A 17,981-nucleotide genomic window follows, 5' to 3' on the forward strand; every position below is an offset into this window, starting at 1 on the left:
TTGCGAAAACGGCGCCGAAATCACGGTTGCGTTAACCTTATATTTAAAGTTTTACGTATCCCGCGGAATGCATGTTTTCTTTACCCCCCTGTGTCATTACGATACGAGGGGTCCATTTTCAGCCTCCTGCGCGTGGTACGACAAACAGAATTATAAGCCCGCGGCAGCTAGTACAGGGTAGCGAAGGCATGGCAAAGAAACCAACGACGACGAGAACTCTCGACAGCGACGTGGCCAGGGAACTGGAGAAGGCGCTTGATATCGACCTCAGCAATGACGTCGGCAGCGGCGACCTCGACATCGCGGCTTCGATGGAGGATCTGGAAGCACAGATATCCCAGGCCGCCGACGAGCTGGCACGCGAGGGACGCAATCAGAAACCAGAGTCCGTGGTCAATCAGAACCAAGCCCAGAGCCAGGCCGCAAAACCCGCACCAAAGGCCAAGCCCGCCGAGTTGCGCCCCGTGGAAACACGCAATGGCGCCCAGCCCGCGGGCTTCGCCCCGGCCAATGACGATCGCCAGAAGGACTACAAGACGCTCCTGCACAGCCTCAACAGGCGTGCCTCGAACACCATTTACTGGGTCGTTGCCTTCGTTTCGCTCGCCTGGTTCGCCGGCGCCGGCGGATTGGCCAATCTCCTTTTCGGACCGAGCATCTGGAGTATCCGCACGCTCGACCAGTTCCTTGCCCGTCCGGAGCTGATCGGCCTCGCCGTCGCGGCGATCGTGCCGGTGATCCTGTTCTGGGCCTTCGCGGCCATGATTCGCCGCGCCCAGGAAATGCGCATCGCCGCCCAGTCGATGACCGAAGTTGCCTTCCGCCTGACCGAACCGGAAAACCTTGCCCAGGATCGCGTCATGATGATCGGCCAGGCCGTTCGTCGCGAGGTCGCGGCCATGGGCGAAGGCATCGAACGCACGCTTGCCCGCGCCGTCGAGCTGGAGACGCTGGTGCACAGCGAAGTCAACCAGATCGAACGCTCCTATTCCGAGAATGAGTCCCGCATCCGTTCGCTGGTCGACGGGCTCGGCAGCGAACGCGAAGCCGTCGTCACCCACGCAGAGCGCGTCCGCGCGTCGATCACCGGTGCGCATGAGACGCTGAAGGACGAGATCGGCGCCGCCTCCGACATCATCCGCGACAGCATTCTCAATGCGTCGACCAAATTGTCGATGACCATCACCAATTCCGGCGACACGCTCATCGACCGCATCAACGAAAGCTCGATGTCGATCTTCGATTCGGTGGAAGGCCGGCTCGATTCGATCACCGACCGGCTGTCGACTTCGGGCGAGGCCTTCGCCAGCCTTCTCGACACCCGCATCGCCAAGCTGACGGACACCACGGACGGCCTGACACGGTCGTTGACCGATCTGCTCGACGATCGCACCACCGGCATGGTGTCGCTGCTTGGCGGCGCCGCGCGCACGCTCAATTCCGAATTCGAGGCCAGCCTCAACGGCATCGAACGCACGCTCGCCGAACGCGGCCAGGCGCTGATCAGCGAGTTCCAGACCCGCGCCGAGGCGCTGGACACCGGAACGCAGAAGCTCAATGCGGCCCTTGAGGCCCGCGCCCGCCAGATCAACGAGACACTGGTCGAGCGCGCCCGCGAAATCGCCCACACCTTTGCCGAGAGCAAGGACACGCTGTCGGCGATGATCGATCAGGGCAAGACCCAGATCGGCGCCGATATGGCCGACATCGTCACCTCGACCTCCTCCATGCTCGAAGCCCGCGCCAGCGACTTCGCCGGGCGCATGGAAGCCGCCCGTCACGTCGTCTCGCGTTCGTTCGACAGCGACATCCAGCGGCTCGCCGATGCCCGTGTCGGCATCGAGGAAGCCGTCGAGAACCATAGCAGAAAGCTGGCCGAAAGCCGCGAGCGCATGGCCGAGGCCATGCAGGCCGATCTGGCGAAGTTCGCAGAGAGCCGCGCCGGTATCGATGCGGCGGTGACAGACCAGGTGCAGAAGCTGGCCGAAGGCCGCACCCTGATCTCGCGCGCTCTCGAAGAGGATCTGCGCAAGGTCAATGAATCACGGGCGGCCATCGATGCGTCGCTTGGCAGCCATCTCGAAAGGCTGGAAGAAGGCCGCAACAGGCTCTCCGCCGCCCTGAACGAAGACTCAGGGAAACTGGTGCAAGCCCGTACGATCATTGATGAAATGGTTGCCGGCCATGTCGGAAAACTAGCCGAAGGCCGTAACATCCTGTCGCGCGCCCTGGAAGCCGATCTCGGCAAACTGTCGGACAGCCGTGCCGACATCGACGGTCTGGTCGCCGGTCAGGTGGAAAAGATCGCCGAAGGCCGCGCCGTGCTCGCCAAGGCGTTGGAAAACGACATCATCGGCATCAAGAGCCTCATCGAAACCCATTCCGCCAAGCTGGCGGAAGACCGCACGCAGCTTTCCCATTCGCTGGACGACGATCTATCCGGCATACGCGGCCTGATCGAAAGCCATTCGGGACGGCTGGCCGAAGACCGCAGCCTGCTGTCACAGACCCTCGAAGCCGACCTTGCCAAGCTGGCGGAGAGCCGCTCCAGCATCGACGGGCTCGTCGCCGGCCAGGTCGAGAAGCTGGCCGAAGGGCGCGACATTCTCAAACGCGCGCTTGAATCTGATCTGAACACGATCAAGGGCGTCATATCGAGCCAGTCGGAAAAGTTGGCCGAGGATCGCGGCCAACTTTCGCGGGTGCTGGAAACCGATCTGGAGAATGTGAACAGCGTCATCGCCGACCACATGAACAGGCTGGTGCAGGATCGTTCGACCCTGTCCAAGGCCCTTGAGGACGATCTCGCCAAGCTGGCGGAGAGCCGCTCCAGCATCGACGGGCTGGTCGCCGGCCAGGTCGAGAAGCTGGCGGAAGGCAGAGATATCCTGCGGCGCGCCCTGGAATCCGACCTCAATGCGATCAAGGGAACCATTGCCGACCAGTCGCAGAAACTGGTCGATGACCGGGCACAGTTCGCCCGGGCGCTCGAGGCTGATCTCGAAAGCGTCAACGGCCTCGTCAACAGCCATTCCGAACGGCTCGCCCAGGATCGTTCGACCCTGTCGAGATCACTTGAGGCCGACCTCGACAACGTCGCCGGCCTGGTCGACAGCCACGCGGAAAGGCTTGTCCAGGAGCGCTCGACCCTGTCGAAGGCGCTTGAAGACGACCTAGCCAAGCTCGCCGAGAGCCGCTCCAGCATCGATGGCCTTGTCGCCGGCCAGGTCGAGAAACTCGCCGAAGGCCGCGATGTTCTCAAGCGCGCGCTGGAAGCCGACCTTGCCAAGCTGGCCGAGAGCCGCTCCAGCATCGACGGTTTGGTCGCTGGTCAGGTGGAGAAACTGGCCGAAGGCCGCGATATTCTCAAACGCGCCCTCGAAGCTGACCTGCAGAAGCTGGCCGAAAGCCGCGGCGATATCGACGATGTCATTGCCGGACATGTCGGCAAGCTGTCCGAAGGCCGCAATATGCTGACCCGCGCACTGGAAGACGATCTCGGCAAGCTCGTCGAGACCCGCAAGGACGTCGACCGCTCGCTGTCGGGCCATATCGACCAGATCGCCGCCAGGAGCACCGATATCTCCGCGGCGATCGCAAGCGATGTCGAGAAGATCGAGCAGGCGTTCAGCCGCCAGACCGGCATCATCGAGGAGCGCGCCGGCACCATGGAGCGTGCGCTCTCGACAGGCGTCGACAACGTCCGCGCTGTGCTCGAAAAGAGCGCCGTGTTTGTCGCCGGCGCCTTGCGCGAGAAGGTGCTGGAAGTCACCAGCACGCTGCACGAGCAGGCCGGTGCCGCGTTCAGCGACGCCGACCGCAAGATCGCCGAGCGCGCCGAGCAGACTTCCGCAGCCCTGCTGGCACGGGCCGAGGACATCGCCCGCACGTTCGAGGACGCGGACCGTCGCCTGCACGCCCGTGCGGAAGATACGTCGAACGCCTTGCTCGCCCGCGCGGAAGATACGTCCAGTTCGCTGCTGGCCCGCGCCCATGAATCCGCCGATCAGCTGGCTGCTCGTGCAAGCCAGATCGCCGGCGCCTTCGACGTGGCGGACCAGAAGCTCGCCGCCCGCGCCCAGGAAACCACCGACCAGCTGACCGCCCGGGCTCAGGACACCGCCGATCATCTGGCCGCCCGTGCAAGCGAGATCGCCGGTACGTTCGATGCAGCCGACCAGAAGCTGGTCGCCCGCGCCATCGAAACGGCCCAGTCGCTGGCCGCTCGCGCCGGCGACATCTTGCGCAATTTCGAAGGCGCCGACCAGCGGCTCGGCATGCGCATTGGCGAATCGGCCGAAGCGCTTGCCGCCCGTGCATCGGACCTCGGCCGCATCTTCGATGCCGCCGACCAGCAATTGGTCTCGCGCATCGCCGAAGGTTCGGAAGCGCTGTCGAGCCGTGCCTCCGAAATCGGCCGCATCTTCGACGACGCGGATCAGCGTCTGGTGTCGCGCATCGCCAGCAGCACCGCCACGATCGGCGAGCACGCCGAGACCATCGTCGGCGCCTTTACCGACACCGAGCAAAGGGTCGCCGAACGTGCAAGGCGGACCGGCCAGGAAATGGCCGTGCATGCCCGCGAAGTCGAACAGGCGCTTGCCGGCGCCGATGAGCGGCTTGCGTCGAGCGCCGCGGCCGCGGCCGCCCGTGTCGAAGAGCAGGTCTCAGGCGTCGAGAACCGCCTCGCCCATACGGCCGAGACCATGGGCCAGAAGCTCAACGAGCAGGTGTCGAATGCCGAGGCCCAACTCGTCTCGCGCGCCAATGTCATCGCGGAAACGTTCACCGCGGTCGGCCAGCATATCGGCCAGAGCACCAACGATGCCGCCAAGACGATCGGCGCCAACACCCGCGAACTCAACACCATGCTCGCGGCGCGTTCGGCCGAAATGTCGAAGATCCTCGACGAAACCGCACGGCCTTTGGTCGAGCGCTTTGCCCAGGGCGGCTCGGAACTGCAAAAGAGCATGGCAGAGGTCACCGAACGCGCCACCGAGAAGCTGCGCAGCGAGAATGCCGCCCTTGTCGACGCGCTCGCCAGCCGTACCGCCGAGACCTTGTCGGCGGTCGAAGGCGCTCGCTCGTCGCTGTCCGACAGCGTCGCCGATCTCATCGGCCGCATGACCAAGTCCAGCTCGCAGCTCGGTCAGCTGATCGAGCAGGCCGCGGTCAATCTCGGCCAGGTCGATGAACGCCTCAGCGGCAGCACACAAAGCTTCGCCGCCACCACGGAGAAGGCCGCTCAGACCTTCGCCAGTTCGGCGCGACTGGTCGATTCGAACACGACAAGGCTGACTGAACTGTCGTCGTCCACCTTGCGCGAGGTCGCGTCGATCGCCACCAAGTTCGACGAACATAGCCGCCTGCTGTCCAGCGCTTCGGACCTGTTGAGCTCGGCCCAGAGCAACCTCGAACACACGCTCGAACGGCAGTCGTCGCTCGAAGACCTCGCCGTCGGCTTGGTCAAGAAGTCGGAAGATCTCGAAAGGGTCATGCGCTCGTTCGAAAACCTCGTCGGCCAGACGCTGCAGAACGCCGAGGGCAAGACGATGGAGTCGGCCGACAAGATCCGCAACGCCATCACCGACGTCGTCGATTCGGCTACCAAGCGCTTCGCCGATGCGACCGAGGAGATGCGGCGCACCGCTGGCTCGATCAAGAGCGAGCTCGACCTCACCCGCGCCGAGCTCAAGAAGGGCGTCATCGAAATGCCGGAAGAGGCCAAGGAATCGACCTCGGCCATCCGCCGCGCCGTTTCCGAGCAGATCAATGCGCTGAAAGAGCTTTCCGAGATCGTTGCGAAATCTGGCCGCAATGGTGACGGGTCCGAGCCACGCAATCTGCGCCCGGCGCCGCAAGCGCCGGCCGCACGCGCCGCCGAACCACCGCGCCGTGCACCGTCGCCGCAGCCGGAGCTGCGCACGCCCCAGGCACCCTTGGGCGGCCCTGCATTGCGCGGCACGCTCGACCTTGAGCGTCCGGCCGACTCGGCACCCCGTCCGCGTTCGGACGCCAGTGCCCGCACGCCGCAAGGCGGCTGGGTGCGCGATCTCCTGACCGCGGCGTCGAACGACGAGGACCTGAGGCCCGCGGCACCCTCGGAAGGGCCGCGCGCGGCCCCTGCCCAGCGCTCGCCCCTGCATGTCGTGGAATCGCTGAACTCGCTCTCCGTCGATATCGCGCGGGCCATCGATCACGAAGCGTCGATCGAGTTGTGGAACCGCTACCGGCGCGGCGAGCGTGACGTGTTCACGCGGCGGCTCTACACGCTGAAGGGTCAGCAGACGTTCGACGAGATCCGTCGCAAGTATCAGGCGGAGGCCGAGTTCCGCGCCGCCGTCGACCGTTACTGCGACGATTTCGAGAAGCTGCTCAACGATGTCTCGCGCAACGACCGCGACAACATCATGGCGCAGACCTACCTGACGTCGGACACCGGCAAGGTCTACACCATGCTGGCCCACGCCAGCGGCCGCCTGCACTAAGACAGCAATTGAATAGGCGGGGCCATGGGTCCCGCCTGTGACTGCCTTAACATCCAGCACGCGCTGAACCTGGATGCGTTCGGGAATCGTCCAAAGTCCGATTCCCAACGGCACCAAGTCCACTGGCAAAGCTCCGCCTACGCTCAAAGGATGTGATCGTGAAGACGGCAATCATATTCGACTGCGAGTTTCTTTGCCTCGAAGGTTCGCAACGTCGATTCTGGTGTGCGGCCCACGACCCCGACCCGGTGATCGTGCAGATCGGCGCCGTCAGACTAGGACTCGGGGACGACTTTCCCCTGTTGGGCACGCACAAGGCCTATATCAGACCGGTCGACCGGTTTGGCAACAGATACGCCCTCGACCCGTTCTTCACCAAGCTGACCGGCATCACCGAGGAAGACTTGGAGACCGAAGGGGTAGACCTCGGGGAAGCCCTCGCGGACGTCGATCGCTTTTCCGATGGAGCGCGGTTCTGGTCCTGGGGCAAGGACGAACTGAACATGGTCGCCATCAGTTGCTATATCGCGGGCATTCAAGCTTCGATCCCGGCCACCCGGTTCGACAACGCCGTCAGGCTGCTGGTCGAGGCTGGGATGCCGACCGAGGATCTGGCGAGAACGCCGAGCAACAAGCTTGCGGACTACTATGGCATCGAACACCCGCCATTGCAGGGGCACGACGCGCTCAATGACGCGCTGTCTGTGGCCTACACCCTGCAGCACGTGATGAAGACTGGAAAGCTCCGGCCGGACATCTTCGACCGCTTGTAGGGGATTCTGGCACCTCGCGCTCAGATCACCGAATCCGTCCAGCGCACGATCTGCCGGGCGGCATCGCCGAACGCGTTGTCGAGCGCGTTGACATAGGCTGGATTGCCGCTGCCCGAAACCGGCGCGGATGCGGTGAAGCTCTTCGAGGCACGCACCTCGCCATTGCGGTCGTTCAGAATGCGCACGAACAGGTCGACCTCGGCATGCTCGCCGCCGTCGACGCGCACCTCGAACGAACGTATCTCGACGATCACCTGATAGTCGATGGCCAGGCCCTCGCCCGGCTTGCCGACGCCGGCAAAGCTGCCTGAGCGCTGGAACGTCTCGGCCAGCCGCGCCTGCACGATCAGCGGCAGCCGGTCGGCCCATTGCGCGCCCTTGAGATACTGGATCGAGCGATCCGACGGCTTGATGACGATGTTCTGGCTGTCCAGCGCCTTGAGCGCCGATGGCTGCGCGATCAGGATCTGACGGCGGCTGTGGCCATGCGCATCGACCGAAGGCGCCGACAGCTCAAAGGTGTCGAGTGGCGCAGGCTTGCCGCCCAACACCGCGCAGCCGGCCAGCGTTAGGGCAAGCAGAGCCGCAGCCGATGTCAACCCGCCCGTTCTCACCCACACAGACTTCACACGCGATCCCCGTTGTCCCCGGATCGTAAGATCAACCCGCTTTCGCGGCTCATGTTCTTGCGGCGCGCCGACGCCGAAGTCAACGCCGCGCCCTGCCATTGAACTGCCGAACCTCGCCCTCGCCACCCGAAAGGATGCGCTGCGGATTGCGGCTGAGATCGGTCACCGCCTCCTCGATGCGGCTGATCGAACGGCGGCTGTCCTGCACCAGTGCTTCGACATTCGACAGCCCCTGGCCCGAGAAACGCGTCAGATTGTCGGTTATGACGCCAAGGCGGGCATTCAGCGTGTCGGCAACCTGCTTGAACGATTTCAGTGTAGCCCTGGCGTCGGCCATCACCCCATCGGCCTGCCCTGAACCGAGCAAGTGGTCGACCCTGGCAAGTATGCCATCGACACGCACCGAGGCATCGTTGAGCCGCTGCGCCAGTTGCTTGGCATCCTTGATCGTCTGGTTGATGTCGTCGGCGCGGTTGGCGAACTTGTCGGTCACCTCCGCGATGTCGGCGGCGGCCTTGTTGGCGTTTTCGCTGGCTTTCTGGATATTGGCAAGCGCCGTGCGCACCTGCGCCGGATCGATGCCGTCGAGCACGCCGTCGACCTTGGCCAGCGTGCCTTGCGTCTGCTTGGCGAAATCGTTGACCGACCCGACCGCCGTGTCGACGTTCTTGATCACGCCGTCGAGCTGTTTCGAAGTCTCCTTGAGGTTGCCTGTCACCGTATCGACGTTGGCGACAATGCTCTTGATCTTGTCCTTGTCGACGGCGTTGAGCAGGCCTTCGGCTGCCTTCAGCGTGCCGTCGAGCTTGCCGGAAACGCCTTTCAGCTCATCGGACAGCGCACTGGCGGCGGACAGGAACTTGTCGATGCCGTCGGAATTCTTGGCCAGCGCGTCGGAAAAGGTCCGCACGTTCTGCACGGTCTGCGTCAGCGGCCCACGAACGTCCCTGGTGAAGCCTTCGAGCTCCGTGAGCACCTTGTCGGCGCGAGTGAAGATGTTCTGCGCTGTCTGCAGGAGGTTGGTCACGGCAGAGGGATTGGCGACGATCTCGGCGACCTTGCCTTCCTTTTCCGCCTGGTCGAGGAGTTTCACTTCCTTGGGATCGGCGCCCTTGAGCTCGATGTTGGCCTGTCCGGTGAGGCCGGCAAGACCGATATCGGCCTGCGTCGACTTGGTGATCGGCGTCAGGCGATCGATCTCGGTATCGGCGATGGCGACGGTCGGATTGTCGACATCGATATAGACGCGCCTGACATCACCGACCTTGACGCCGTTGAACAGCACGAAACTGCCGCGGCCTAGTCCGGACGCCGAGCCTGGAATGCGCACGCGCAGCACCGTCGTCTCGCCCTTCTCGCCGATCGCAGCCGTCCAGTAGACGAAGGCGAACGCCGCCAGGATCGCGGCCAGCGTGAAAATGCCGACAATGACGTAGTTGGCTCTGGTTTCCATTGTCCCACTTATGGCTATGCGCGCGCCGCAAGATCAAGTTGCCGGGCGCGTTTTCCGCGGAAATAGGACTTTACCCACGGTTCCTCGCTCTTCAGCATGTCGTCGATGGTGCCTTCGACCAGCACTTTCTTCTTGCCGAGCACGGCCACCCGGTCACACGCCGTGAAAAGCGTGTCGAGATCATGCGTCACCATATAAACGGTCAGATCCATCGTATCGCGCAGCTTGACCACCAGTTCGTCGAATTCGGCCGCGCTGATCGGATCGAGGCCGGATGTCGGCTCGTCGAGGAAGACGATATCGGGGTCGAGTGCCAGCGCCCGGGCCAGCGCGGCGCGCTTGATCATGCCGCCGGAAAGTTCGGACGGGAATTTCTGCGCCGCGTCAGGCGGCAATCCGACCAATTCGATCTTGAGCAACGCCAGCTCATCCATCAGCTTCTTAGGCAGGTCGAGATATTCGCGCATCGGCACCTGGACGTTTTCCTGTACCGTCAGTGCCGAAAACAGGGCGCCGTGCTGGAACAGCACGCCAAGCCGCATATCGATGCGCAGACGCTCCACTTCGCTGATCTTCTCGACATCGACGCCGAACAGCTTGATCGTTCCCGACTGCTTGCGCGTCAGGCCGAGAATGGTTCGCAGCAGAACTGACTTGCCGGCGCCCGAGGCGCCGACAAAGCCAAGGATCTCGCCGCGCCTGATATCGAGCGACAGTTTGTCGAGGATGAGCTTGTCGGCGAAGGACACGCTGATGTCGTGCGCGGAAAGCACGATGTCGCCCTCGCCCGTGTCGTCAGTCAGCGCACTTGCCTTTTTCCGGTCTCGCAGCTTCATCTCAAAACTCGATCGCTGCGTAGAACATGGCGAAAAGCCCGTCGAGGATGATGACGACGAAAATCGACTTCACCACCGAGGCTGTCACGTGCTGGCCGAGCGATTCCGCGCTGCCGCCAACCTTCATGCCTTCGACCGAGGCAATCGTGCCGATGATCATGGCCATGAACGGCGCCTTGATCAGGCCGGCGAAAATCGTGCTGAGATCGATGGCGACGCGCAGCCGGTCGATGAAGGCGGCCGGCGCGATGTCGGAATAGAGCCAGGCAGCCAGTATGCCGCCGCCGAGTGCGGCGAAATTGGCGATGATCGTCAGGCACGGCAAGGCGATGACCAGCGCCACGAGCCGTGGAAAGACCAGGACGCCGATCGGGTTGAGCCCGATGACCTTCAGCGCGTCGACCTCCTCGCGCATCTTCATCGAGCCGATCTCGGCGGTGATCGCGCTGCCGGAGCGGCCGGCGATCATGATCGCCGTCATCAGCACGCCGAGTTCGCGCAGGATCAGCACGCCGACCAGGTCGACGACGAATATATCGGCACCGAAATAGCTGAGCTGATAGGCGCCTTGCTGGGCGACGATGGCGCCGACGATCGCCGACATCAGCACCACCACCGGAATGGCGCCGACGCCCATGCGGTCGATCTGGTTGAAGATTGCCGCCGGATTGACGGCATGACCACGACCGAGCTTCATCTGCGCGCCGCGGATGGTGGCGCCGAGGATGTTCATCGAGGCGAGGAAGTCGTCGCGCATCTCGTAGACGCGGCGGCCGACCGCCTCCAGCGCGCGGATGACGATATTGGGCGGACCGGCGGCGCCGGATTCGGGTTCGCGTCGCACGGCCTCGCCCACAGCGTCGAGCAGGATCGAAGCGATCTCGCTCTGGCCTTGCATCTGGATCTCGACGCCCTTCTTCTCGAAGGCGCTTACCAGCCGGTCGATCAGCCAGGCGCCGGCGGTGTCCATCTTCTCGATCTTGGAAAGATCGAGCGCCAAAGTTTTGAAGCCGCTTCGTTTTTCGATCTTGCGCATGTCGGCGTCGATCAGCGCGACGGTCCGTGTCGTCCAGATTCCGGAGAAGGCGCAGCCGAGAACGCCGTCCTCCTCGCCGATTGCCACGCGCGGTTCGTGGTCAGCCTCCCCCGCGGTCGTGCCGCTTGCGTCGCGCTTGCCAATGGTCAACATGGCGTCCTGTTTAGCCTGACGGGTCTGACCTGTCGATTTGCCGACAACGCTTGTCGCATAGCAGGAGCAGAAAAATATGGCGCGTGTCATTTCGGTCGAGGCCGAGCGTTTTCCAATCGCCGGAACCTTTACGATTTCGCGCGGTTCCAAGACCGAAGCCGAAGTGATCTGCTGCACGATCAGCGACGGCGGCAACGCCGGCCGCGGCGAATGCGTTCCCTACAAGCGCTATGGCGAGACGATGGACGGCGTGCTCGAGGCGATCGAAGCCATGCGCGACCGGATCGCCGGCGGCATCAGCCGAACCGCCTTGCTCACGGCCATGCCGGCCGGAGCCGCCCGCAACGCTATCGATTGCGCGCTGTGGGACCTCGAAGCCAAGCTGAGCGGCAAACCGGTGGCATCCAGCATCGGTGCCGCTCCACTACGGGCGCTCGAAACCGCCTACACGCTGTCGCTCGGCGAACCGGAAGCGATGGCGGCGCAGGCCCGCGCCAATGCGGCGCGGCCCCTGCTCAAGGTCAAGATCGGTGGCGACAACGACATCGCCCGTATCCGCGCGGTAAGCCAAGCAGCGCCCGACAGCCGCATCATCCTCGACGCCAATGAGGGCTGGACCGACGATAATATCGTGGCAAACCTCGCTTTTGCCGCCGAGCAAGGCATCGCGCTGATCGAACAGCCGCTGCCGGCCGGCCATGACGAAATCCTGCGCCATATCGCGCATCCAGTGCCGATCTGCGCCGATGAAAGCGTGCACGAGGTGAAGAATCTCGGAACTCTTATCGGCCTTTACGACGCCATCAACATCAAGCTCGACAAGTCGGGCGGTCTGACAGCTGCCCTTGTGCTGCGCGATCGCGCCCGCGAACTCGGTTTCGGCGTGATGGTCGGCTGCATGGTCGGTACGTCGCTGGCGATGGCGCCGGCGGTGCTGCTCGCTCAGGATGCCGATTTCGTCGACCTCGACGGTCCGCTGCTGCTTGCTCGCGACCGTGTGCCCGGCCTTGTCTACCAGGGCTCGCTGGTGTCACCGCCTGATAAGGCGCTGTGGGGCTGAGCGCGCCGCTAGCCCGATCAGCACCAGGCCGATCAAGGCGATCGGGATCATGGCAAAAAAGCCGTTGACGCCGAACCGCTCGTAAAGCGGGCCGGATGCCAGCGTCATTACCGCCATGAAGAAGCCGTTGGAGAAATAGGCGATGCCTTGCGCGGCGCCGGTTCTTTCCTCGGAGACCGTTTCGCCGATCATCTTCTGCAGGCCGATCAGTACCAGCGCCACCGAGACCGAGTGCAGCGTCTGGACGCCGAAAAATCCGGCAACGCCGAGGCCGAGCGGCCAGACCAGCGGAAAGGCGATCCAGCGCACGATCGAGCCGATCCCTGCCATCACCATGATCGACACGACGGAGAACCGGTCGAAAAAGCGGGTGAACATCATGAACATGCAGACTTCCGCAACCACGCCCCACGCCCACAAAAAGCCGACAACCGAATCGCTGATGCCGATCGATTTCCAGTAGATGGAGACGAAGCCGTAAAGGAATGCGTGGCTGGCGGTGATGACGCCGACGCCGATGGAAAAATACAGGAAATACGGGTTGAGAAGCTTCGGTGCTGAATGCTGGATGTCGGTGGCCGACAGCGGCGAAGCGCGCCGCGGACGGCCAAGACGCGGCGCCAGCAGCCCGGCGGCAAGAGCCGCGACAAACGCCATGAGAATGATCACCGGAACCGCCCGCGAGCCGGTTGCCGACAGGATGAAGCCACCGGCGACATTGGCGAGCAGATAGGAGATCGAGCCCCATTTGCGCATGCTCGTATAGTTCGATCCGAAGCGGCGCACACCCGAAAGCGCAAGCGAATCGGCGATCGGCGAATGCGGCGTCCAGACGATGGTCAGCGCCAGCGACACCGCCAGCACCATCGCATAGGTCGGCGTCAGGAAATAACCGGCCGACAAAAGCAGCGACGCAGCCACCAGCGCGGCATAAACATCGGCGCGATCCCTGGCACGGTCGGCCAGCGCGGTCAGCAACGGCGTCGTCACAACGCGTAGGAACATGGGGGCCGCCAGGATGACGGCGATCTGCTCGGCGTGGAAACCCTTGGCCTGCAGCCACAGCGGAAAGTAAGGCAGATGCGTTCCGAGCGGCACGAACAGCGTCGCGAAGATCAAGCTCATGCGCAGTTCGAAATGGCGCGGCTTGACGAGTTGTTCGGGCGAAAGCGGCGGCAGGGACATGAATCGATCCAATCACGCTGCGCTTGGCCGGACGGCAACGCGTGTCGATCCCTTAACATGAGCGAAAACCGGGCGAAACCGGTTGGACCAATCGATTGCCGCCGGAGCGGGGAGGAACGCCGGCGCTATGCCGCCTGCCCTACCCGGTCTTCGATGAGCAACGGGATAAAGGGCTCGTCCGGCGCCTCGGGCAGCACCTGTGCCCAGGTCAGGATTTCCATCCGGCCATCAAAATGCTCGACCACCGCCGTGCAGCTTTCCACCCAGTCGCCGGTATTGATGTACTGGACATCGCCAAAATTCTCGATGACGGCATGATGGATGTGGCCGCAGATGACGCCGTCGACATGCGAGCGGCGCGCCTCGTCCGCGAGCATGGTCTGGAACGAGCCGATGAAGTTGACCGCTTTCTTGACGTTGACCTTGGCCCAGGAGGAAAACGACCAGTAAGGCATGCCGAGCAGCTGGCGCAGCCGTGTCACCACGCGGTTGACCAGCATGGCCGCGTCATAGGCGTGGTCGCCGAGATAGGCCAGCCAGCGCGCATTGTGGACGACGGTGTCGAACTGATCGCCATGGATGACGAGCAGGCGCTTGCCGTCGGCGGTCTCGTGGATGGCTCGGTCGGCGACGACGATGCCGCCGAAATGCACGCCCTGGAACTGGCGGGCGAATTCGTCATGGTTGCCGGCGATGTAGGTGATGTTGGCGCCCTTGCGCGCCTTGCGCAGCAATTTCTGCACGACGTCATTGTGGCTTTGCGGCCAGTGCCAGTTCCGCCGCAGCCGCCAGCCGTCGACGATGTCCCCGACCAGATAGATGATGTCGGCGTCATGATAGCGCAGGAAGTCGATCAGGAATTCGGCCTTGGCCGCCTTCGAGCCCAAATGGACATCGGAAATGAACATGCTGCGGAAAGTGCGGGGCTCTTGGCCGGACATCGCGATTTTTCACCGTTGCTTTCGCGAGAGCCTATGCCCCGATTCATGCAACAACCGTATGACGGTTGCGATTGGTCCAGTCGAAGGACTAGCTTGCCGCCGGCTCACAAGGAGAAATCATCATGGATCTCGGTATCAGCGGGAAGAAGGCCATCGTCTGCGCTTCGAGCAAGGGACTTGGGCGCGGTTGTGCCATGGCGCTGGCGGAAGCCGGCTGCGACGTCGTCGTCAACGGGCGCAATGCCGAACTGGTGGCGAAAACCGCTGCGGAACTGCGCCAGCGCTATGGCGTCACGGTGACGGAAGTCGTTGGCGACGTCTCGAGGCCCGAGGTGCAGAAGGCGCTGCTCGCGGCCTGCCCGGAACCGGATATCCTCGTCAACAACAATGGCGGACCGCCGCTTCGCGATTTCCGCACGCTCGACCGCGAAAAGATTCTCGAAGGCGTCACCCAGAATATGGTGACGCCGATCGAACTGGTGCAGGCTGTCCTCGACGGCATGGCGGCGCGCGGCTTCGGCCGCATCGTCAACATCACCTCGCTGTCGGTCTATGTTCCGATCCCCGGCCTGGACCTGTCGTCCGGCGCACGCGCCGGCCTGACCTCGTTCCTGGCCGGCGTGGCGCGGACGGTGGTCGATCGCAACGTGACCATCAACAGTCTTTTGCCGGGCAAGCTCGACACCGACCGGCTGCGCGGGCCGCACGAGGCCGGCACATCAGAGGATCCCGCCGCCGCGGCAGCCCGCAAGACCCGCATCAGCGCCGATGTTCCGGCCAAGCGGCTCGGCACGCCGGAGGAATTCGGCCAGATCTGCGCCTTCCTGTGCTCGGTCCATGCGGGCTATCTGACCGGGCAGAACATACCGGTCGATGGCGGTCTCTATGTCAGCGCCTTTTGATCGACGCGCCTGCCAACCAGCAGCAATCATTTGCTGTCAAATCGGCATAAGCACTTGATAGATAACGATTTTCGACACGCCGCAGGGTAAAGCCGCCGGCGCGTCAATTAGCGTCGCGAAAAACCTCGGCTGCATGCTAAAAGGGAATCTCCAGGCAGATTTCGGAGGAGCGGCCGCATGGAAGGCGAGAGCAAAAAGACGGCACGTTCGGACCTCGACGAAGCCGCCCTCTACTTCCACAAGCACCCAAGGCCGGGAAAACTCGAGATCCAGGCGACCAAGCCGCTCGGCAATCAGCGCGACCTCGCGCTCGCCTATTCGCCTGGTGTCGCCGCCCCTTGCCTGGAAATCCGCGACGATCCGGCGACCGCCGCCGACTATACGGCGCGCGCCAATCTGGTTGGTGTCGTCTCCAACGGGTCGGCGGTGCTCGGCCTCGGCAATATCGGCCCGCTGGCCTCCAAGCCGGTGATGGAGGGCAAGGCTGTCCTGTTCAAGAAATTCGCCGGCATCGACGTCTTCGACATCGAGATCGACGCGCCCGGCATCGAGCGCATGGTCGAGACGATTTCGGCGCTCGAGCCGACCTTCGGCGGCATCAACCTCGAAGACATCAAGGCGCCGGAGTGCTTCGAGGTCGAGGAGCAGTTGAAGGCCCGCATGGGCATACCGGTGTTCCACGACGACCAGCACGGCACCGCGATCATCGTCGCCGCCGCCGTACTCAACGGGCTGGAATTCGCCGGCAAGACCATCTCGAACATCAAGATCGTCACCTCAGGCGCCGGCGCTGCTGCCCTTGCCTGCCTCAACCTGCTGGTCTCGCTCGGCGCGCGGGTCGAAAACATCTGGGTCACCGACCGTTTCGGCGTCGCCTACAAGGGCCGCGTCGACGAGATGGACCGCTGGAAGGACCCCTATGTGAAAGACACAGAGGCGCGCACGCTGGCCGATGTCATATCAGGCGCCGACGTCTTCCTCGGCTTGTCGGCGGCAGGCGTGCTGAAGCCGGAACTGCTCCAGCACATGGCGCCGAAGCCACTGATCCTGGCGCTGGCCAACCCCAATCCAGAGATCATGCCGGAGGTGGCGCGTGCGGCGCGTCCCGATGCGATGATCTGCACCGGCCGCTCCGATTTTCCTAATCAGGTCAACAACGTACTGTGTTTTCCTTACATCTTTCGCGGTGCGCTCGACTGTGGCGCCAGCGCCATCAACGAGGAGATGAAAATGGCCGCGGTGCGGGCCATCGCAGCGCTCGCTCGTGAAGAACCCTCCGATGTCGCGGCCCGCGCCTATTCCGGCGAGACGCCGATCTTCGGCCCCGAGTTCCTGATCCCCTCGCCCTTCGATCCGCGCCTGATCCTGCGCATCGCCCCGGCGGTCGCCAAGGCTGCCTGCGACACCGGTGTCGCGACAAGGCCGATCACCGACTCCGCCGCCTATATCGACAAGCTCAATCGCTTCGTCTTCCGCTCCGGCCTAGTGATGAAGCCGGTGTTCTCGTCCGCCAAGGCATCGACCGCCAAGCGTGTCATCTATGCCGACGGCGAGGACGAGCGCGTGCTGCGCGCCGCCCAGGTGGTGCTCGAGGAAGGCATCGCAGAACCGATTCTGATCGGCCGCCCACATGTCATCGAAGTGCGCCTGAAGCGCTACGGGCTGCGCATCAAGCCCGGTGTCGATTTCGGCCTGATCAATCCGGAAGACGATCCGCGCTATCGCCACTATGTCGACCTGCTGATCGAACTCGCCGGCCGGCGCGGCGTGACGACGGAGGCCGCGCGCACCATGGTGCGCACCGACAACACGGTGATCGCAGCACTTGCGCTGAAGCGCGGCGATGCCGATGCCATGGTCTGCGGTCTCGAAGGCCGCTTCGAGCGGCATCTGCGCAACGTCACCCTGATCATCGGTCCGCGCACCGGCGTTAAGGATCGCGACCTCTCGACGCTGTCGATGCTGATCTCGCAGCGCGGCATCATCTTCCTGACCGACACGCATGTCTCCGTCGATCCCACGGCCGAGGAGATCGCCGAGATGACGGTGCTGGCGGCGGAAGAAATCCAGCGCTTCGGCATCGAGCCGAAGGCAGCACTCCTGTCGCATTCCGATTTCGGCTCGCGCGATTCACCCAGCGCGCTCAAGATGCGGCAAGCGGCGGCGATCCTGGCGCGTATTGCACCCGAACTGGAGTGCGACGGCGAGATGCATGCCGATTCCGCCTTGTCGGAGCATCTGCGTCAGCGCGTCTATCCGCATTCTCGGCTGAAGGGCGAAGCCAATCTGCTGGTATTCCCCAACCTCGATTCGGCCAACATCACGCTGACCGCGCTCAGAACCATGATGGATGCGCTGCATGTCGGGCCGATCCTGCTCGGCACCGCCATGCCGGCGCACATATTGACCCCATCGGTGACCTCACGCGGCGTGGTCAACATGACGGCGCTTGCCGTTGTCGAAGCCGCTCACAAGGCGCAGGCGGTCGTCAATCTGGGCTGAACGCGGATTTCGCGGTAAACTGC

General features: G+C 63.6%; 11 protein-coding genes. 5 read left to right on the forward strand and 6 right to left on the reverse strand.

The window, feature by feature from the left end:
* Window positions 1–188 precede the first annotated feature (188 nt).
* Together NKH02_RS08180 and NKH02_RS08185 are read left to right on the forward strand one after the other, a co-directional pair.
* Window positions 189–6,488: a kinesin gene (locus tag NKH02_RS08180; RefSeq protein WP_352877788.1), complete on the forward strand. Its 6,300-nt coding sequence runs from the start codon at window positions 189–191 to the stop codon at window positions 6,486–6,488.
* Window positions 6,489–6,646: 158 nt separating this feature from the next.
* Window positions 6,647–7,261: a 3'-5' exonuclease gene (locus tag NKH02_RS08185; protein ID WP_352877791.1), complete on the forward strand. Its 615-nt coding sequence runs from the start codon at window positions 6,647–6,649 to the stop codon at window positions 7,259–7,261.
* A gap of 20 nt (window positions 7,262–7,281) precedes the next feature.
* On the opposite strand, the gene NKH02_RS08190 is transcribed toward NKH02_RS08185, so the two are convergent.
* The 4 genes from NKH02_RS08190 to NKH02_RS08205 all read right to left on the reverse strand — a co-directional run bounded on the left by NKH02_RS08190 (window position 7,282) and on the right by NKH02_RS08205 (window position 11,368).
* A complete protein-coding gene (locus NKH02_RS08190; protein ID WP_502913527.1) occupies window positions 7,282–7,875 on the reverse strand; it encodes an ABC-type transport auxiliary lipoprotein family protein in 594 nt (197 codons plus the stop codon).
* Between the two features lie 94 nt (window positions 7,876–7,969).
* A complete protein-coding gene (locus tag NKH02_RS08195) occupies window positions 7,970–9,343 on the reverse strand; it encodes an MlaD family protein (protein ID WP_352877795.1) in 1,374 nt (457 codons plus the stop codon).
* A 14-nt stretch (window positions 9,344–9,357) separates the two neighbouring features.
* Window positions 9,358–10,179 (reverse strand): ABC transporter ATP-binding protein, encoded by an 822-nt coding sequence (locus tag NKH02_RS08200; RefSeq protein ID WP_352877798.1) that lies wholly within the window; start codon window positions 10,177–10,179, stop codon window positions 9,358–9,360.
* A gap of 1 nt (window position 10,180) precedes the next feature.
* Window positions 10,181–11,368, reverse strand: coding sequence for an MlaE family ABC transporter permease (locus NKH02_RS08205; protein ID WP_352870878.1), 1,188 nt, complete (start codon window positions 11,366–11,368; stop codon window positions 10,181–10,183).
* Window positions 11,369–11,444: 76 nt separating this feature from the next.
* On the opposite strand from NKH02_RS08205, the gene dgcA reads away from it, so the two are divergent.
* On the forward strand, window positions 11,445–12,428 hold the full coding sequence (dgcA, locus tag NKH02_RS08210) for an N-acetyl-D-Glu racemase DgcA (RefSeq protein WP_352877801.1): 984 nt from the start codon (window positions 11,445–11,447) through the stop codon (window positions 12,426–12,428).
* Here the strand turns inward: dgcA and NKH02_RS08215 are convergent.
* Together NKH02_RS08215 and NKH02_RS08220 are read right to left on the reverse strand one after the other, a co-directional pair.
* Window positions 12,399–13,613 carry an MFS transporter gene (locus tag NKH02_RS08215; protein ID WP_352877803.1) on the reverse strand — a complete coding sequence of 405 codons (1,215 nt, stop codon included), beginning with the start codon at window positions 13,611–13,613 and terminating at the stop codon, window positions 12,399–12,401. The two genes, dgcA and NKH02_RS08215, sit on opposite strands and share 30 nt — an antisense overlap.
* A 125-nt stretch (window positions 13,614–13,738) precedes the next feature.
* Window positions 13,739–14,554, reverse strand: coding sequence for a UDP-2,3-diacylglucosamine diphosphatase (locus NKH02_RS08220; protein ID WP_352877806.1), 816 nt, complete (start codon window positions 14,552–14,554; stop codon window positions 13,739–13,741).
* A gap of 122 nt (window positions 14,555–14,676) precedes the next feature.
* Between NKH02_RS08220 and NKH02_RS08225 the strand changes: the two genes are divergently transcribed.
* Window positions 14,677–15,456 carry an SDR family oxidoreductase gene (locus NKH02_RS08225; protein ID WP_352870872.1) on the forward strand — a complete coding sequence of 260 codons (780 nt, stop codon included), beginning with the start codon at window positions 14,677–14,679 and terminating at the stop codon, window positions 15,454–15,456.
* A 177-nt stretch (window positions 15,457–15,633) separates the two neighbouring features.
* On the forward strand, window positions 15,634–17,958 hold the full coding sequence (locus NKH02_RS08230) for an NADP-dependent malic enzyme (protein ID WP_352877808.1): 2,325 nt from the start codon (window positions 15,634–15,636) through the stop codon (window positions 17,956–17,958).
* Window positions 17,959–17,981: the final 23 nt, after the last annotated feature.

It is taken from the genome of Mesorhizobium sp. M1396, from assembly GCF_040317725.1.
Classification (GTDB): Bacteria; Pseudomonadota; Alphaproteobacteria; order Rhizobiales; family Rhizobiaceae; genus Mesorhizobium.

Coding starts and splice junctions, on each gene's coding strand:
- NKH02_RS08180 (WP_352877788.1), top strand. CDS start 189: ATGGCAAAGAAACCAACGACGACGAGAACTCTCGACAGCGACGTGGCC.
- NKH02_RS08195 (WP_352877795.1), bottom strand. CDS start 9,343: ATGGAAACCAGAGCCAACTACGTCATTGTCGGCATTTTCACGCTGGCC.
- NKH02_RS08200 (WP_352877798.1), bottom strand. CDS start 10,179: ATGAAGCTGCGAGACCGGAAAAAGGCAAGTGCGCTGACTGACGACACG.
- NKH02_RS08205 (WP_352870878.1), bottom strand. CDS start 11,368: ATGTTGACCATTGGCAAGCGCGACGCAAGCGGCACGACCGCGGGGGAG.
- dgcA (WP_352877801.1), top strand. CDS start 11,445: ATGGCGCGTGTCATTTCGGTCGAGGCCGAGCGTTTTCCAATCGCCGGA.
- NKH02_RS08215 (WP_352877803.1), bottom strand. CDS start 13,613: ATGTCCCTGCCGCCGCTTTCGCCCGAACAACTCGTCAAGCCGCGCCAT.
- NKH02_RS08220 (WP_352877806.1), bottom strand. CDS start 14,554: ATGTCCGGCCAAGAGCCCCGCACTTTCCGCAGCATGTTCATTTCCGAT.
- NKH02_RS08225 (WP_352870872.1), top strand. CDS start 14,677: ATGGATCTCGGTATCAGCGGGAAGAAGGCCATCGTCTGCGCTTCGAGC.
- NKH02_RS08230 (WP_352877808.1), top strand. CDS start 15,634: ATGGAAGGCGAGAGCAAAAAGACGGCACGTTCGGACCTCGACGAAGCC.